A 16636-nucleotide genomic window follows, 5' to 3' on the forward strand; every position below is an offset into this window, starting at 1 on the left:
TTTGGTCTTGTGGTTCACTCCTTCAGTCGCCGCTTGACCTCGAGCGCGAGCCTGCCTTCGCTGAGCCGCGCGGTCAGCCGCTGACCCGGACCGACTTCATCTGCCCGGCGTATCACGCGGTGCTGGTCGTCTTCGAGTACCGCATAGCCGCGCCTCAGGGTGGCCAGGGGGCTTGCGACGTCGAGGCGCTGGATCAGCGTATCGAAGCGCTGCTGTACTCGTTCGAGCGTCTTGCTTCCGGCACGCTCGAGCCGGGTCTCGAGCATTCCGAGCCGCTGGCGCTGCTCGGTCAGCCTGCGGCTCGGCGGCTGGCGGCCCAGGCGTGCTGCGAGCCGTTCGAGCCTGCTCCTTTCCTCGGCCAGCCGGCGGCTCTGGGCGCGCTGCATGCGCCCCTCGAGCGCTTCCAGTCGGCCGCGCTGTTCGCGCAGCCGCTCGCCGGGATGGCGCAGCCGTGCGCTGAGGTAGTCGACCCTCTGGTGCAGAGTGTCCAGCCGCGCGCGGTTGGCGCGCAGCAGCTGGTTGGCCAGCTGCACCAGGCGGCGGCGGATGTCGCGCTGATCTGGGACGAGGCGCTCGGCGGCGGCCGACGGCGTCGGTGCGCGCAGGTCGGCGGCGAAGTCGGCGAGCGTGGTGTCGACCTCGTGGCCCACCGCCGAGACCACCGGCAGGCGGGATGCGAAGATCGCCCGCGCCACCCGCTCGTCGTTGAAACACCACAGATCCTCCAGGCTGCCGCCGCCGCGGGTGAGCAGGATGGCGTCGAAGCGCTGGTCGCGGTTGGCAAGGCCGAGGGCCGCGACGATCTGCCCGGCGGCCTGCTCGCCCTGGACCTGCACCGGCAGCAGGTGGACCTTCACCCACGGCCAGCGCGCGCGCAGCACGCTCAAGACGTCCCGGATCGCCGCACCGGTGGGAGAACTGATCACCGCCAGGTGCTTGGGCGGGTAGGGCAGTGCCCGGGTGTTGGCGAACACCCCTTCCTCCGCGAGCCTGGTCTTGAGTTTCTCCAGCGCGGCGAGCCAGGCGCCTTTGCCCGCATCGCGCACCGACTCGACGATCAGCTGGTAGTCGCCGCGCGGCTCGAACAGCGAGACCTGGGCGCGCACCTGGACCTGCTGGCCTTCGCGCAGCGGGCTCGAGACGAACCGCGCGCGCTGGCGGAACAGCGCGCAGCGCACCTGGGCTTGCTCGTCTTTCAAGGTGAAGTAGGCGTGCCCGGAGCTTGGCTGCGAGAGCGAGGAGATCTCGCCCTCGATCCAGCAGCTGCCGAAGCCGCGCTCGAGCATCAGCCGCGCGCGCTGGTTGAGCTCGCTGACGCTGATCGCCTCGATGCCGTCATCGGCCTTGTCGTCCGGGGCTTGGGGATCGCGGAAGCGGTCGAGAAACGAGGAAGGCATGGACGTACCGGGTCGAAAGTGGATGGGATGATTGTAGCGGTAAGCCTGCTTGGATATAATTCGCGATTAACTTTTACACCGAAGACGCCTATGCATCCCTCGGCCTTCCTCCACCGCTTTCCACTGCCCGGCACGGCTCGGGGCGGGTGGCTGCGGGGAGGGAGGGGAGCAAGGGGAGAAGCCGGCCGGCAAGCGTCACCGCCCCGGCGGCAGTATCGAGGCTTCATTGAGCCGGTCACTTTCGCGGACGCATTCGTCCTGGGAGTCGACCGGCTCACTGGTTTCGGCCCCCGCAAGCATTCACGACGACGCTGTACGCCAAGATGGCGCACGCAGCGATCGAAGCCCTAGCTCGACATCCTCACCGCAACCCCAACCTGGACCGCCAAGATGCTACGTATAGCCCAAGAAGCTCTTACGTTCGATGACGTATTACTGGTACCCGGCTACTCCGACGTGCTGCCGAAGAACGTCAGCCTCAAGACCCGCGTGACCAAGAACATCACGCTCAACATCCCGCTGCTCTCTTCGGCGATGGATACCGTTACCGAAGCACGCCTGGCGATCGCGATGGCGCAGGAGGGCGGTCTGGGGATCATCCATAAGAACATGGGGATCGGCCAGCAGGCCTTGGAAGTGCGCAAGGTCAAAAAGCACGAGAGCGTGATCGTCAAGGATCCGGTCACCGTCAGTCCCAAGCTCAAGCTCAAGGAGCTGCTGGCGATGGCCGACGAGTACGGCTTCTCCGGCTTCCCGGTGATCGACGAAGAGCGCTTGGTCGGCATCGTCACCGGCCGTGACATGCGCTTCCTGCCGGATGCCGGCGACGAGGTCTCGGCGATCATGACCCCGCGCGAGAAGCTGGTCACCGTTCCTCAGGGGACGTCGCTCGAAGTGATCAAGAGCAAGCTCCAGGCCCATCGGATCGAGAAGATCCTGGTGGTCGACGGCGAACGCCTGGTCGGCCTGGTCACCGTACGCGACATCGAGAAGGCGCGTACCTACCCGCACGCGGCCAAGGACGCCGACGGGCGCCTGTTGGTCGGCGCTGCGGTCGGCACTGGCCCTGAGACCGCCGATCGCATCGCCGCGCTCGCCGAGGCCGGCGTCGACGTGGTGGTGGTCGACACCGCCCATGGCCACTCCCAGGGCGTGCTCGACCGGGTGCGCTGGGTCAAGCAGCACTTTCCGCAGATACAGGTGATCGGTGGCAACATCGCGACCGCGGAAGCCGCCAAGGCGCTCGCCGAGGCCGGCGCCGATGGGGTCAAGGTCGGCATCGGCCCGGGCTCGATCTGTACCACCCGCATCGTCGCCGGCGTCGGCGTGCCGCAGATCACCGCGGTATCCGATGTGGCCGAGGCGCTCGAAAGCTACGGCATCCCGCTGATCGCCGACGGCGGCATCCGCTTCTCCGGCGACATCGCCAAGGCGATCGTCGCCGGTGCCAACTGCGTCATGGTCGGCGGGCTGCTCGCCGGCACCGAGGAAGCGCCGGGCGAGGTCGAGCTGTTCCAGGGCCGTACCTACAAGGCCTATCGCGGCATGGGCTCGATGGGCGCGATGTCGCAGAGCCAAGGCTCGTCGGACCGCTACTTCCAGGACAAGGACGAAGGGGTCGAGAAACTGGTGCCGGAAGGCATCGAAGGTCGGGTGCCCTACAAGGGCGCGATGACCGCGATCGTCCACCAACTGATGGGGGGCTTGCGCGCCTCGATGGGCTACACCGGCAGCCACGATATCGAAGAGATGCGCACCAAGCCGCAGTTCGTCAAGATCAGCGCCGCTGGCTTCGCCGAATCCCACGTCCATGACGTGCAGATCACCAAGGAAGCGCCCAACTACCGAGTGGGCTGAGCCAAGGCCCTCGAGAACGAGCGCCCGAGCGGGCGCTTTTCTCTTTATAATTCGCGCCAATTCCCTGAACACGCCGACGCACCGGACCCCGACATGACCGACATCCATGCCCACAAGATCCTGATCCTCGACTTCGGCTCGCAGTACACCCAGCTGATCGCCCGCCGGGTGCGCGAGATCGGGGTCTACTGCGAGATCCACGCCTTCGACATGAGCGAAAGCGAGATCCGCGCCTTCGATCCCAACGGCATCATCCTCTCCGGCGGCCCCGAGTCGGTCTCCGAACTCGGCTCGCCCCGCGCGCCCGAGTGCGTATTCGAGCTGGGGCTGCCGGTATTCGGCATCTGCTATGGCCTGCAGACCATGGCCGAGCAGCTGGGCGGGCGCACCATCGGCTCCAACGTGCGTGAATTCGGCTACGCCCAGATCCGCGTCGACGTCGAAGACCGCCTGCTCAAGGGGATCAAGGACCACCTGAGCGACGACGGCAAGCCGCTGCTCGACGTATGGATGAGCCACGGCGACAAGGTCGGCGAAGCGCCCGCCCAGTTCACCGTCACCGCCTCTACCCCGAGCTGCCCGATCGCGGCGATGGCCTGGGAGGAGAAGAACTTCTACGGCGTGCAGTTCCATCCGGAGGTGACCCATTCGCTGCAGGGCCAGCGGATCCTCGAGCGCTTCGTGCTCGAAATCTGCGGCTGCGAGCGGCACTGGACCCCGGCCAAGATCATCGAGGACCAGATCGCACGCGTGCGCGAGCAGGTCGGCGATCGCAAGGTGCTGCTCGGCCTCTCCGGCGGCGTCGACTCCTCCGTGGTCGCAGCGCTCCTCCATCAAGCGATCGGCGACCAGCTCACCTGCGTATTCGTCGACAACGGGCTCCTGCGCAAGAACGAAGGCGACCAGGTGATGGAAACCTTCGCCGCCCACATGGGGGTCAAGGTGATCCGCGTCGACGCAGAGGACCTGTTCCTCGACAAGCTCGCCGGCGTCAACGACCCAGAAGCCAAGCGCAAGATCATCGGCAACACCTTCATCGACGTATTCGACAGCGAAGCCGAGAAGCTCACCGACGTCGACTTCCTCGCCCAAGGCACCATCTACCCCGACGTGGTCGAATCCGCCGCGACCAAGACCGGCAAGGCCCACGTGATCAAATCGCACCACAACGTCGGCGGCCTGCCCGAGACGATGAAGATGCAGCTGGTCGAACCGCTGCGCGAACTGTTCAAGGACGAAGTGCGCAAGATCGGCCTCGAACTCGGCCTGCCGCACGACATGGTCTACCGCCACCCCTTCCCCGGCCCCGGCCTCGGCGTACGCATCCTCGGCGAAGTGAAAAAGGAATACGCCGACATCCTCCGCGAAGCCGACGCGATCTTCATCGAAGAACTGCGCAAATCCGGCTGGTACGACAAGACCAGCCAAGCCTTCGTCGTCTTCCTACCGGTCAAATCCGTCGGCGTCGTCGGCGACGGCCGCCGCTACGAATGGGTCGTCTCGCTACGCGCAGTCGAAACCATCGACTTCATGACCGCCCGCTGGGCGCACCTGCCGTATGAACTGCTGGAGAAAGTCTCCAACCGGATCATCAACGAAATCGAAGGGATATCCCGCGTCGCCTACGACGTCTCGAGCAAACCGCCGGCGACGATTGAGTGGGAGTGACGGAGTGTCTTTCGGGGGCTATCGCCAGGTATCGGTAGAAGTGATTTAACTTGTTGATTTAAAAAGTATAAGTTGCGTTTTCTATCGGTGGCTATCGCCGGCCAGCAGAACGGGTCGGCGACACAACTGACGGTAAGCTCCCGGAGGTCGGATCCAGACCTTCCTGTTTACTATTGAGACCGAACCGGTCTTTGACGGTAAAAAACTCCTGAGGAAAGCTTATTTCATGCGGCTTTCCGAGCATCAACGGGTCTCCAGGTCCCTGACGGTAAAAGCCGTCACGAACAGGAGGAACACCCTCGATGCTCACCGACACAGCACTGCGCAATCTCAAGCCTAAGTCCAAGATTTATAAGGTTTTTGACCGCGATGGCATGTACGTGGCGGTATCGACCGCCGGTACCATCACCTTCCGCTACGACTACCGTCTCAACGGGCGCCGCGAGACGCTCACGCTCGGACGGTACGGGCCGGCCGGCATGTCGCTGGCCATGGCACGCGAGCGATGCGCAAGCACATTATCGACCGGGACATCCTGCCGGTCTTCGAAAACCAGCTTCTAACCGAAATCACCCCCGACGACCTGCGGGCGCTGTGCAACAAGGTGAAGGCGCGCGGCGCACCGGCAACTGCGGTCCATCTTCGAGACATCGTGAAGCAGGTCTACGCCTTCGCCATCCTGCACGGCGAGAAGGTCGACAATCCGGCCGATGTCGTGGGGGCTGCTTCGATCGCGACCTTCGTCCTCAAGGACCGGGCGCTGTCGCCGGCGGAGATCCGGCTGGCCTTCCATCGACTGGAGTCCATCGCCGCGTATCCCGCGATCAAACTGGCCTTACGGCTGGTGCTGCTGACCTTGGTACGCAAGAGTGAGCACCGCTGCATGTTGTACGCCACCCTGAACCGCATTTCCCAGCTCATCGCCTCTCGTGCGAAGGAAGCAGGCCTGCCGTTGGAACCGTTCACCGCTCACGACCTGCGCAGGACTGGTCCCACGCTGCTGCACGAATTGGGCTTCAATCGATCATGTTCTTGAAAGCTTGATTTGGCGACATGTTTAGGTGCTCATGTCGTCAAGAACGACATGAGTTCCATACGTGTCGCTATTTACTTGAAATAAGAACATGAGTCGTTGACGCGTCGATGGCAGCGACGTAAGCTGATGACGTGTCGTTAAAATGGTGTTTTTGCATCATGAGTGATATTGAGCATGTTTGGCATCCAGAGCAGCCCCACAACCAGCTGCCAGCGTTGCCACCGGCGCATGAGCTGGAGACCCGGGTCGTGCTCAAGGCCTGCATCGAGGCCCGTGCTGCGTTGGCCGAACTCAAGCAGGCGGCCGAGTTGATTCCCAACCAGGCGATGCTGATCAATACCATTCCGTTGCTGGAGGCCAAGGACAGCTCGGAAATCGAGAACATCGTCACCACGACCGACCAACTGTTCCAGTACGCGCAGGGCCACGACAGCGCCGATTCTGCCACTAAAGAGGCGCTGCGTTACCGTACCGCGCTACACCAAGGCTTTCAGTCGCTCAAGACGCGACCGTTGTGTACCGCCACCGCCGTGGATGTCTGTCGCACCCTCAAGGGGGTGGACATGGACATCCGCCGCACCCCGGGCACTCAGCTTGCCAACGACCGCACGGGCGAGGTGGTCTACACACCGCCGGAAGGCGAGGCCCGCTTGCGTGACATGCTGGCCAACTGGGAGCGTTTTCTGCACAACCAGACTGACCTGGACCCGTTGATCCGCATGGCCGTGGGCCACTACCAGTTCGAAGCCATACATCCCTTCACTGACGGCAACGGCCGCACCGGTCGCGTGCTCAACATCCTCTACCTCATCGAGGAAGAGCTGTTGAACCTGCCGATTCTGTACCTCAGTCGCCATGTGATCGCCAACAAGGCCGACTACTACCGCCTGCTGCTCAGCGTTACGCGAGATGGCGCCTGGGAGCCCTGGCTGCTTTTCATGCTGCAGGCCGTAGCCGACACGTCCAAATGGACCACGGGGAAGATCGCGGCCATTCGCGGGCTGGCCGAACACACCACCGAGTACGTGCGCACACGCCTGCCCAAGATCTACACCCGTGAATTGGTGGATGTCATCTTTGAGCAGCCCTATTGCCGCATCGGAAACCTGGTGGACAAAGGTATTGCCCAACGCCAAGCCGCCTCGCGCTACCTGCACGACATGACCAGCCTGGGTGTGCTGCGCGAAATGCCGTTTGGTAAGGAAAAGCTCTTCATCCATCCCAAGCTGATGCAATTGCTCAGTCGGGACAACAACGACTTCCAGCCTTACGCCTGAAAGCGCCGGAACGGAAATCGCTTTTGGTGCGCAGCCGAAGGTTTGAATTTATCCATAAAAGATCACTTAGGGGGATCTTTAACAGCCTGGTCGCGCGCTATGTGGGCCGCGGCTGGCTGGTGTCGCCAGTGCGTGGCGTGTACATGCGCGCCGGCGGGCGGCTGCAATGGGATGGGGTGGTCGCAGCCTGCAGGTCGGGGAGGGCGTGGCGCTGCATGTCTAGGGACGCTTCGCGCTGGCCTTGCAAGGGCACGAGCACTACTTGCGTTTCGGCGCCGCCGGGTGGGGTCGACAAGCTGTCCATGGAGTAGCGCTTCGAGTACCAGGGCAAGGGGCCGTTCGATTTGCCTGCCGTGTCCTTCACGGCGGAAGTCGCCGAGAAGGCGTTTTCGGAGGTGAGCCTGGCTTGGCATTTGCAGGCCATGACCACCCTGCGGCCGCAGCGGGTCGCCCTGCTGCTGCGTCACCGCCGTAGCATCTATGCCGGCAAGCTGGTGGCGGCAAGCCGGCGGCGGCGCTGTCGCGGCGGCATCCGCGCGATAGTCATCGCGTATGGCAAAGAGGTCGCCAACTCGGCCGATGGTATGGAAACGGCCTCGATCGCGATGGTCTGAAACAGCACCTGGGTTGTCATTTGACAACCTTTCCGGTCGTCACCATACTGGAGACCACTGATGGTCCGTCCCTCTCATCCGAAGAAAGAAGTCGATGAAGCGCTCAATTACGCGGAAGGGCAGGGCTGGCGCGTGGAAGTCGGCGGCAGCCACGCATGGGGGCGGATTTACTGCCCGTACAATGATGAGCAATGCCGTTGAGGCGAATTCTGCATCATCAGTGTATGGAGCACGCCGAAAAGCCCGAGCAACCACGCCCGAGCCCTGCGTCGCGTCGTGGACAACTGCACCACGCATCTCAGGCAGCGCGACGCCGATGACGATGCCAAGGAGTAGCGCAATGGAATACACCTTCACCCTGAAATACCAGCTTGCCGATGACGACCGCGACTCGGATGCGCTGGTCGAACGCTTGGGCGAGGCCGGCTGCGACGATGCCCTGATCGGTCTCGGGCAGCCGGGCCGTTTGGCGTTGGAGTTCACCCGTGAGGCGGCCGATGCGGATGAAGCGGTTCGCAGCGCGCTGGCCGACGTGCGCCGTGCCGTGCCGTCGGCTCGGCTGATCGAGGTCGCGCCGGATCTGGTTGGGTTGACCGACGTGGCGGAGATCGTTGGCGTATCCCGGCAGAACATGCGCAAACTGATGCTGGCGCACCCGGGCAGCTTCCCAGCGCCGGTGCATGAAGGCAGTGCGTCGATATGGCATTTGGCGGATGTGTTGGCTTGGTTGCAAGCCAGGGGCAGCTATTCGCTGGCCGAGGACGTTCTAGAGGTGGCGCGGGTGGCCTTGCAGGTCAACCTGGCGAAGGAGGGCCGGCGGCTGCCACGTCCCGTATCCAAGGAGCTGGAAGCCTTGATTGGATGAGCGGCGCTCTCGGCCTGCTGGCTGGCTCTGGTTGGCTGGTCAGGACACGGGAGAAGGGGGAGGGTCAACCTCGTCGGAATTTCTGCCCAAGACTGACAGCAATACGGTTACAACCTCGTGCCCAGCTGGCCTGAGATTCGACCTTAACCGCTACGCCGCGCTGCAAGCGCAGACGGATGGGGAGGCGGTCGATGCCGTGATGCTGATCCCACATATGCCGGATGCGTTGATAGCCTGGGGGCATAGTTTCAAGCGACTGCCGAGGTAGCCTTGATATCAAGCTTAGCGTACAAGGCTTGGTCAAATCGAGTATCTGGTGCGCCACTCAATAGTATTGGAAGCCGCCGGAGCATCCTCTGATGTATGTCAAAAAGGAAAGCCTGAAGAATCAGCGAAGCATGCTTCCAGAACGATCTTTCATGAAAGAGGCTGTGCTTTTAGGTCATGCTTGCTTTGGCAGTGGCCTCTGCAGAATCCAACAGTTGCTTCAAAATATCGAAGCCTTCGTAGTCAATGATCAGGTTATTCACCAGGTCATCCGCATCGAAAGTGAACGGCTCGTCGATTTTAACCATCCTAAAGAATCTACAGACTAGCAGAGCGCTTGCCTTGGTTAGCAACCTCTGTTCCTTTTCGCCAGTTAGTTGTGGGAAGAATGTCGACAGCACTGCGGCAGCCAGAGGGCGCATCTCCGACGAGATTTGGACGTACTCCCAATGCCAGCGTCCCTTGATAGGGCAGAATGTCGGTTGGTCGTCTTCAAGCAAGTAATTCCAGTGACTGCTTTCCCACATCCATTGAGGTGGTTTCAGCAGGTAGGGCATTGCAGCATCAGAGCACACCGTCACCTCATGATTCTGGCCACTACCCCAGATCGTCAATGGACGTCGCTTCAGAAAGCTCAGGGCTCTCTGTCTCAATTGGTAGTCTGCTAACACATTGTTAATTTCACTCTTTAACTGCGCCTGGCTCGATCCCTCAGCCACGCCCAAAATGATCATCCCTAGGTCGAGGTTCCGGCTATGCAATGGCTGCAGATCTAAATAGAGACGACCTATTAAGGGGGCAGGGAGACGTTCTGCACAGCCGGACTCCAGAATCAGTGGAACAATCCTGACTCCCGGCTCGTCTGCGATCTGCATCAACAGACGTAGCTCTTCGTACAAGCCCGATCCAATTCGCCGAGCCGCCTCCAGATAGTCTTGATCGCACAAGCACAGGACAAGGAGCGGGCGTTTTTCCAAAGCTTTACCGATGGCACCTTCGACTAGTTCGCCCAATGCCACGTTGTCACGATCCCAGAAAATATCGTGCTTCCAATCTAGGCTAGAAATAATGCGTTGGCGAACCCACTCTTTTTTCTGGAATTCTGCGCCCCAGGCGTACGAGATGAAGATAGAGCCGCCGCTCTCTGCTGTTGTCATGTGTTCTATCCACCGGACCGTCGGCTCGTGCTGCCAAGACACAGTCTCGCTGGCCTGGCTATCACGAGGTGAGTATCAATGAGGCTAATCCTACAGGGAATGATCAAAGCAGATGAGCCACTGATATAACAGGCTTTCGAGGCTTTGAGCGGCGATCTCGAAAGCTGGATGAATCCAAGATCACTGCTGGCAGTGCAGGGAGTGGCTCTTGCCCTAGAGCATGGTGCTGACTAATCGGACGACGGAACGAGGTTGGGCTGGTTTGAGGCCCTGTCGCTCGGAGGGCTTCGGCCGTATTGAGGGCTTACCCTAGTCCGAGGAGGATATCGCTGGCCGGTGCGCAGGAGAAGACGGCCTTCCTGTGGTGGGACGGGGGGGCGCGAAAGCCCGTCACTATGCGGGCTTGGTGTTTTATGGATGCAAAAAATAAAACGTTGGTCTTTGACTGTTTTGAAGTTGATGTTTACTTGATCCCTGTCGGTATGATTAATGTTGCGAGCCTGAAATTCACGGCTTCGCCAGGCTGGATAGCACTTCCGACAAGGTGTTGATTCCCCAGTGCTCGGCGTATTTTCCATCCTGTACGCGAACGATGTCGATGACGTCGATGGCGACGTTTCTACCCGTTGCTGGAATCCCCAATAGCGTGCCCGAGTGAATGCCGCTGATCGTCTTGCGTGTCGTCACCTTGTCCCCTTCGGCGATCTGGTCGTGGATCGTCACCTTTAAGTTCGAGAGGGCGGGTCGCAGGACGTTCTGGAAGGTGTTCCACATGCCTTCCGGCCCTTTCGGCATCTGGGGTGGGGCTGCGTGGTTGATGAAATCCGCTGCCATCAGCGAGGCGAACGCGTCGGCATTTCCCTCTTGAATGACTTCGATATTGAAGCGGCGTACCACTTGCTTGTTTTCCTCGGTGGACATGCATTCCTCGCTTAAAGGCTGATTCGAGATTCAGGATGGCCTTTGGTGTCGTGCGCATCCTGCGCCTGCTGCGGGCGCTACTCAAGTTTCATGATCTCTGCGCCTGCCTGCTTGAGGCGGGTGAGATAGGCGGTGGGGTCGAGCAGTTGGTACGGGAAGTAGAGCCTGGGCGGAACCTTCGGGTCGCCATCGAGTCCGATCAGCCGTTCCAGCACCATGGCGACCCCAAGCCCCGTCGGCGGCATTTGGCCTTCGGGATGGACGACTGCGTGATGGGTACGCAGCGCTCGGCCTGCATGGTCCTCTCCGCTGAGCTCGATGATGATCTCGGTCGACATCGGCTCGCCGCGGCGGTGGGGTCGAGCTCAGCCCGGTGGCGAGATCGCGGCCGCCGATCAGTAGCGCCACGTTGGGGTGGGCGGCGCGCAGCAAGCGTGCCGTCCAGCGACCGATGGCGCCGGAGCCGCCGATGAGCAAAATGGGATCGGGTGACTTGGCTGAGTCTCCTTGTGTCAGGCTAGAAGCCTACTGTTGGTAGTTTTATTTTACTAATGGTAGGTTGTGCGACAGGAAGCGATGAAGTGAAAAATGTGATGAAAGATTCGGCGGATGGCGGGGTGGTTTCGCGCAGGCTTTCCAGGGCGCAGCGGCGGCGACAGCTGCTCGATACGGCGCTGCTGATCGTCCGTGAGGAGGGCGTGGACCGGCTGACGCTTGGGCATCTGGCCGCGCGTGCCGGCGTCTCCAAGCCGGTCGCCTATGATCATTTCGGTACCCGCTCGGGACTGCTGATCGAGCTCTACAAGTCGGTGGACATTGAGCAGGTCAACGCGCTGCGCAGTGCCTTGACCACCGGCGAACGCAGCCTCGAAGAAACCGTCGAGGTGCTTGCGGCGACCTACATCCATTGTTCCGTCGACACCAGTGGTGAAAGGCACGTGCTGGGCGCCGCGCTGACGGGCAGCGAGGAGAAGGGCGCGGTGTACCAGGAGCTGCTCGACGGCTATGTCGTGCTGTTCGCCGCAGTGTTGAAGCCGCACAGCACAATGTCGTTGGCCGAGTTGGAGCGGCGCTGCGTCGGCTTGGTCGGCGCGGGTGAGGCGCTATCGGCGGCGATGGTGCGTGGCAGCTGCAGTGAGGCCGAGGCGGCCGAGGCGTTCGCTTCGTTGATCGAGGGCGCTGTGCGCGCCCCCTTGGGTTGAGCTTCCCACCCCGAATCGAAAGCCGCGTAATCGAGCTGCTGCCGGCGGGATGCGGGGAGGGGCGGCTACCACTGCACGCCGATCTTGCCGAAGTGGCGGCCGCTTTCTTCATGGCGGAAGGCGTCGGCCAATGCTTCCAGCGCGAAACGGCGATCGATCAGCGGGCGAATGCCGGTGGTGTCGAGCGCGCGGATGAAGTCCTGCTGTTCGCGGCGGCTGCCGACGATGATGCCCTGGAGCTTGGCCTGCTTGGCCATCAGCACGCCGGTCGGCACCTCGCCGCCGAGCCCGGTCAGCACGCCGATCAGCGATATGTGGCCGCCGACCCGGACCGCATCTAGCGACTGCGCGAGGGTGCCGGGGCCGCCGACTTCGATCACATGGTCGACGCCGCGTCCGCCGGTCCAGTCCCGTACGCTGCGGCCCCAGTCCGGATTGGTGCGGTAGTTGAGGGTGCAGGCCGCGCCGAGCTCCCGCAGGCGCTCAAGCTTCGCATCCGAAGACGAGGTGGCGATCACGGTCGCACCCATGGCGCGGGCGATCTGCAGCGCCCAGATCGAGACCCCGCCGGTGCCCAGCACCAGCACGCTATCTCCCGCCTTCAGCCCGCCTTCGGTGATCAGCGCACGCCAGGCGGTGAGTCCGGCGGTGGTGATGGTTGCCGCCTCCACGGGGTCGTAGCCCTGCGGCGCATGGGTGAAAGCGGTCGCCGGCAGTACCACTGCATCCTGCGCGAAGCCGTCGATGCCGTCGCCCGGTACGCGGGAGAAGTCGCCGATCGTGGCGCTGCCGTCCTGCCAGTCGGGGAAGAAGCAGGAGACGACCTGGTCGCCGGGCGCGAACTCGCTCACTCCTGGCCCGACCGCCTCGACCGTACCGGCGCCGTCGGCCATCGGTATGCGCCCATCCGCGGCCGGCATCTTGCCAGTGCAGACCAGGTAGTCGTGGAAATTGAGCGAGCTGCCGTGCAGCGCAACCCGAATCTCTCCCGGGCCGGGCTCACCAGGATCGGCGAGATCCGTCAGCGCCAGTTGATCCAGTCCACCCGGTGCTTTCAGTGTGATCGCTTTCATATGCTCATGTCCTTGCAGTTCGTTGCGCAGCGAAGGCGCCAGACCTGACGGATGCCTTCGCGGGGATCGCGCGGTTGTGTGTCGGGCCTTGCGCGCTCCAGCGGATGCGCGCGCCGCCCAGCCGGGCACCCGCGGGTGCCCGGCATCGCATTCTCCTAATCGTGCCCGGTCACGGCGTGGGGCTCGTAGTGTGACTCCAGCTGCTCGATCTCGTCCGGCGTCAGCGTGAGCTCGACCGCCGCTATCGCGTCATCCAGCTGCCCGGCCTTGGTCGCGCCGACGATCGGGGCCGAGACGCCCGGCTGGGCCAGCACCCAGGCGAGGGCCACCTGCGCCATGCCGACCCCTCGCGCCGCTGCGATGGTCTCGACCGCATCGATCACCCGGCCGTCGGCCGCTTCGGTCGCGGCGTAGAGCGAGGCGCCGAACACGTCGCTCTCGCTGCGCGCCGTTGCTCCGCCCCTGGGGCGCGCCAGCCTGCCGCGCGCCAGCGGGCTCCAGGGGATCAGCCCGACGCCCTGGTCGTCGCACAGCGGAATCATCTCCCGCTCCTCCTCGCGATAGAGCAGGTTGAGATAGTTCTGCATGGTCGCGAACGCCGTCCAGCCATTGGCGCGCGCTACCTCCTGCGCCTTGGCGAACTGCCATGCGAACATCGAGGAGGCACCGATGTAGCGCGCCTTGCCGGCCTTCACCACATCATGAAGCGCCTCCATCGTCTCCTCGATCGGCGTGGCATAGTCCCAGCGGTGGATCTGGTAAAGATCGACATGGTCGAGGCCCAGCCGGGTCAGGCTGGCGTCGATCTCGGTCATGATCGCCTTGCGCGAGAGGCCCTGGCGGTTGGGGCCGTCGCCGGAGACCGCATTGCGCACCTTGGTCGCCACCACCGTTTCATCGCGGCGGGTGAACTCCTTGAGCAGCCTGCCGACGATGATTTCTGAGCTGCCGGCCGAATAGACGTTGGCGGTGTCGAAGAAGTTGATCCCGGCCTCTACCGCGCGGCGGAAAATCGGGCGGCTGGCGTCCTCGCCCAGCGTCCAGGGATGGCCGCCGGCATCGGGCTCGCCGAACGACATGCAGCCGAGGCACAGGCGTGAGACATCCAGGCCGGTGCGGCCAAGTTTGGTGTATTGCATCGGAGCTCCTCAACACGGCAGCCAACGCATCGAGTGATGCGTCGTCCGTTCATTGGCAATTAAGATAGTGCCCCCATCACGGGGGCACAACTCGAAGAGGAGTCATCGACCGGTGCAGCGCCTGCACGCCGCGCCGTCGATGCCGAGGAGGCTGGTCGGCTGCGGCGTGGAGAGCTCCCTATCGGGCGCCCGAGGGGCGAGGGGCCGACAGCGCGGTCGCGTCGGCGAGCAGGGGCAGGGCGGGTGGTTCGGTGCTCGCCGGCTGATCGAACCTGAAGAAAGCGACCATGCGGGCCTGCTCGCTGGCTTGGTCCTGCAGGGCGACGGCCGCCGAGGCGGACTCCTCGACCAGCGCAGCATTTTGCTGGGTGGCCGAGTCGATCTGCCCGATCGCCTGATTGATCTGGCCGATACCATCGCTCTGTTCCCGGCTGGCCTGTGCGATTTGATTGATCACTTCGGCGACGCCGCCGGTGTTGTGCACCATCTTCTGCATCAGGCTCTCAGCGCGTCCCGCGAGCGCGTGGCCTTCCTCGATCTGGCTCACCGAGTCTAGGATCAGCTCCCTGATCTCCCCGGCGGCGGTGGCGCTCTTCTGGGCCAGGGTGCGGACCTCCTCGGCGACCACCGCGAAGCCACGGCCCTGTTCTCCCGCGCGGGCCGCTTCGACGGCGGCATTCAAGGCCAGTATGTTGGTCTGGAAGGCGATCGACTCGATCACCCCGGTGATGTCCGACATTCTCTTCGATGCGTCGCTGATGTGCTGCATCTGCCGGCTGACCGCCTGCATCATCTCTTCGTTCTGACGCACGATGGCGCCGCCCTCGGTGACTAGGTTGTCGGCATGGCGGGAGTTCTCCGCTGTGTTGCTGACCGTGGAGGCCAGCTGCTCCATCGCCGAGGCCGTTTGCTCCAGGGCGCTGGCCTGCTGTTCCGTGCGTGTCGAAAGATCCATGTTGCCCTGGGCGATCTGGCTGGAACTGGCGGCGATGCTGTCGGCGGAGCTTCTGATATGGCCGATCAGCCGGATCAGGTTGTTCTGCATGTCGGCCATGTGGAACAGCACGCTGCCCTTGGCGACGCGGCCTGCGTTCGGCAGCGGGCTGAGATCGCCTTGGGCGATGCGCTGGGCGACCTGGCCCAGTGCCCCGGGTTCGGCGCCGAGCGCGCGGGTCAGGCTGCGGGTGATGACGAGCGCTATGGCCAGGGCGGCCGCCAGCGCCGCCAAGCAGATGGAGAAGACCAGGTTTCGCTGGTTCGTATAGCGCTCGCGGGCCTCGGCGACCAGCGTTTGCGCTCGGTCACTGGTGTACTGCGCATAGGCATCGGTCGCTGAGATCAGCTCGGCGAGCAGAGGGCGGCACTGTTCGTTCATCATCCTGATGGCCTCCTCGTAGCGGCGGGCGAGTGCCGTCTCGACGATGTTCATCGCCACTGGACCGTAGCGGGTTTCCACCTGATCGATTTGCGCCACCAGCTCCCTCGCTTTGGGGCTCGAATCCACCGCGTGCTCGGTCATCTGCTTGAGCTGGGCCAGCAGTGCCTGGACATCGGTATGCGCTCGCTCCACGGCGATTCGTTCTTCCTCCAGGTCCTCGCCGGTGGTGACCAGGACCAGGTTGCGTGCGGCGATCGCTCGCCGGTAGACGGCTGCGCGCACCTGCTCCGCGAGGCTGGCCCTGGCGTCTATCCCGTCGACGTACTGGGCGAAGCGATCATTGCTGGAGCTGAGCGCGACGAGCGAGACCGTCGCGAGCAGGAAGACGATCAAGACGAGTAGGCCGAACGCCGCCATGAGTTTGCTGCGTACGGTGAGTCCTTCGAATTTCATCGGTTTCTCTTGAAGATACTGATTGGCTGGATGACGGCTGGTAGCGGCCATCGAACCTTGCACCGTCGGTGCCTGACGGCGGGGCTGGCCGCGGGAGCGGCCTTGGTGGCGGCAATCGCCTAATGTTGGGGCGTGACGGGTTGGATTCGGCTCCTCGCTGCTGTGCGAAGCGGGAAAGCGGTTTTTATAATTCCGTCTATTTTCCAATTATCCCAATCCAGGGCATCGTTGATTCGAAAGAAAAGACCCTAAAGTCCGTGTTGTTTGGTGGATGGGCATTGGAAGAAGGTGCTCGTTTTTCTCACTCCTGGGGAGCGGTCTGCCCGCTACCA

18 protein-coding genes are annotated in these 16636 nt (G+C 63.0%); 11 read left to right on the forward strand and 7 right to left on the reverse strand.

Translation table 11 applies throughout. The features are described from left to right. Positions 1-14: 14 nt before the first annotated feature. Positions 15-1397 carry an exodeoxyribonuclease VII large subunit gene (gene xseA, locus Q376_RS0112925; protein WP_081803545.1) on the reverse strand — a complete coding sequence of 461 codons (1383 nt, stop codon included), beginning with the start codon at positions 1395-1397 and terminating at the stop codon, positions 15-17. A 390-nt stretch (positions 1398-1787) separates the two neighbouring features. On the opposite strand from xseA, the gene guaB reads away from it, so the two are divergent. From guaB to Q376_RS24445, 10 genes are all read left to right on the forward strand, one after another. After that, a complete protein-coding gene (gene guaB / locus Q376_RS0112930) occupies positions 1788-3254 on the forward strand; it encodes an IMP dehydrogenase (protein WP_027350654.1) in 1467 nt (488 codons plus the stop codon). Positions 3255-3347: 93 nt separating this feature from the next. After that, a complete protein-coding gene (guaA, locus tag Q376_RS0112935; RefSeq protein WP_027350655.1) occupies positions 3348-4922 on the forward strand; it encodes a glutamine-hydrolyzing GMP synthase in 1575 nt (524 codons plus the stop codon). Positions 4923-5224: 302 nt separating this feature from the next. Then, the gene (locus Q376_RS25645) at positions 5225-5485 is read left to right on the forward strand and encodes an Arm DNA-binding domain-containing protein (protein ID WP_245598951.1); all 261 of its coding nucleotides are present in this window, start codon (positions 5225-5227) and stop codon (positions 5483-5485) included. Continuing rightward, a complete protein-coding gene (locus Q376_RS22630) occupies positions 5428-5958 on the forward strand; it encodes a phage integrase central domain-containing protein (RefSeq protein ID WP_052365241.1) in 531 nt (176 codons plus the stop codon). The genes Q376_RS25645 and Q376_RS22630 overlap by 58 nt, the downstream gene beginning before the upstream one ends. A gap of 158 nt (positions 5959-6116) precedes the next feature. Further along, entirely contained in the window at positions 6117-7235 is a 1119-nt protein-coding gene (gene fic / locus Q376_RS0112945) for a protein adenylyltransferase Fic (RefSeq protein WP_027350656.1), read from the forward strand. Positions 7236-7261: 26 nt separating this feature from the next. Beyond that, on the forward strand, positions 7262-7546 hold the full coding sequence (locus tag Q376_RS25650; protein ID WP_425402434.1) for an AbiEi antitoxin N-terminal domain-containing protein: 285 nt from the start codon (positions 7262-7264) through the stop codon (positions 7544-7546). A 33-nt stretch (positions 7547-7579) separates the two neighbouring features. Further along, positions 7580-7849 (forward strand): hypothetical protein, encoded by a 270-nt coding sequence (locus Q376_RS25200; protein WP_211266668.1) that lies wholly within the window; start codon positions 7580-7582, stop codon positions 7847-7849. A gap of 60 nt (positions 7850-7909) precedes the next feature. Further along, positions 7910-8050 carry a hypothetical protein gene (locus Q376_RS25410; RefSeq protein WP_245598952.1) on the forward strand — a complete coding sequence of 47 codons (141 nt, stop codon included), beginning with the start codon at positions 7910-7912 and terminating at the stop codon, positions 8048-8050. Between the two features lie 139 nt (positions 8051-8189). Beyond that, positions 8190-8714: a helix-turn-helix transcriptional regulator gene (locus Q376_RS0112955; protein WP_027350658.1), complete on the forward strand. Its 525-nt coding sequence runs from the start codon at positions 8190-8192 to the stop codon at positions 8712-8714. A gap of 31 nt (positions 8715-8745) precedes the next feature. After that, on the forward strand, positions 8746-8982 hold the full coding sequence (locus Q376_RS24445) for a DUF2274 domain-containing protein (protein ID WP_425402435.1): 237 nt from the start codon (positions 8746-8748) through the stop codon (positions 8980-8982). A gap of 169 nt (positions 8983-9151) precedes the next feature. Here Q376_RS24445 and Q376_RS0112960 read toward each other — a convergent pair whose 3' ends face one another. From Q376_RS0112960 to Q376_RS22635, 3 genes are all read right to left on the reverse strand, one after another. After that, on the reverse strand, positions 9152-10138 hold the full coding sequence (locus Q376_RS0112960; RefSeq protein ID WP_027350659.1) for a TIR domain-containing protein: 987 nt from the start codon (positions 10136-10138) through the stop codon (positions 9152-9154). 507 nt (positions 10139-10645) lie between these two features. Next, positions 10646-11059 carry an ester cyclase gene (locus Q376_RS0112965; protein WP_027350660.1) on the reverse strand — a complete coding sequence of 138 codons (414 nt, stop codon included), beginning with the start codon at positions 11057-11059 and terminating at the stop codon, positions 10646-10648. Positions 11060-11136: 77 nt separating this feature from the next. After that, positions 11137-11397: a hypothetical protein gene (locus Q376_RS22635; RefSeq protein ID WP_052365242.1), complete on the reverse strand. Its 261-nt coding sequence runs from the start codon at positions 11395-11397 to the stop codon at positions 11137-11139. Between the two features lie 255 nt (positions 11398-11652). Between Q376_RS22635 and Q376_RS0112975 the strand changes: the two genes are divergently transcribed. Next, entirely contained in the window at positions 11653-12261 is a 609-nt protein-coding gene (locus Q376_RS0112975) for a TetR/AcrR family transcriptional regulator (protein WP_211266669.1), read from the forward strand. Positions 12262-12326: 65 nt separating this feature from the next. Here the strand turns inward: Q376_RS0112975 and Q376_RS0112980 are convergent, their stop codons facing one another. From Q376_RS0112980 to Q376_RS22640, 3 genes are all read right to left on the reverse strand, one after another. Continuing rightward, complete coding sequence (locus tag Q376_RS0112980; protein ID WP_027350662.1) at positions 12327-13334, reverse strand: zinc-dependent alcohol dehydrogenase family protein; 1008 nt, start codon at positions 13332-13334, stop codon at positions 12327-12329. Positions 13335-13489: 155 nt separating this feature from the next. Next, on the reverse strand, positions 13490-14473 hold the full coding sequence (locus Q376_RS0112985) for an aldo/keto reductase (RefSeq protein ID WP_027350663.1): 984 nt from the start codon (positions 14471-14473) through the stop codon (positions 13490-13492). A gap of 178 nt (positions 14474-14651) precedes the next feature. Further along, positions 14652-16304 (reverse strand): methyl-accepting chemotaxis protein, encoded by a 1653-nt coding sequence (locus Q376_RS22640; protein ID WP_162177907.1) that lies wholly within the window; start codon positions 16302-16304, stop codon positions 14652-14654. Between the last annotated feature and the right edge of the window lie 332 nt (positions 16305-16636).

This window comes from Halotalea alkalilenta DSM 17697 (assembly GCF_000621205.1).
GTDB lineage: Bacteria > Pseudomonadota > Gammaproteobacteria > Pseudomonadales > Halomonadaceae > Halotalea > Halotalea alkalilenta.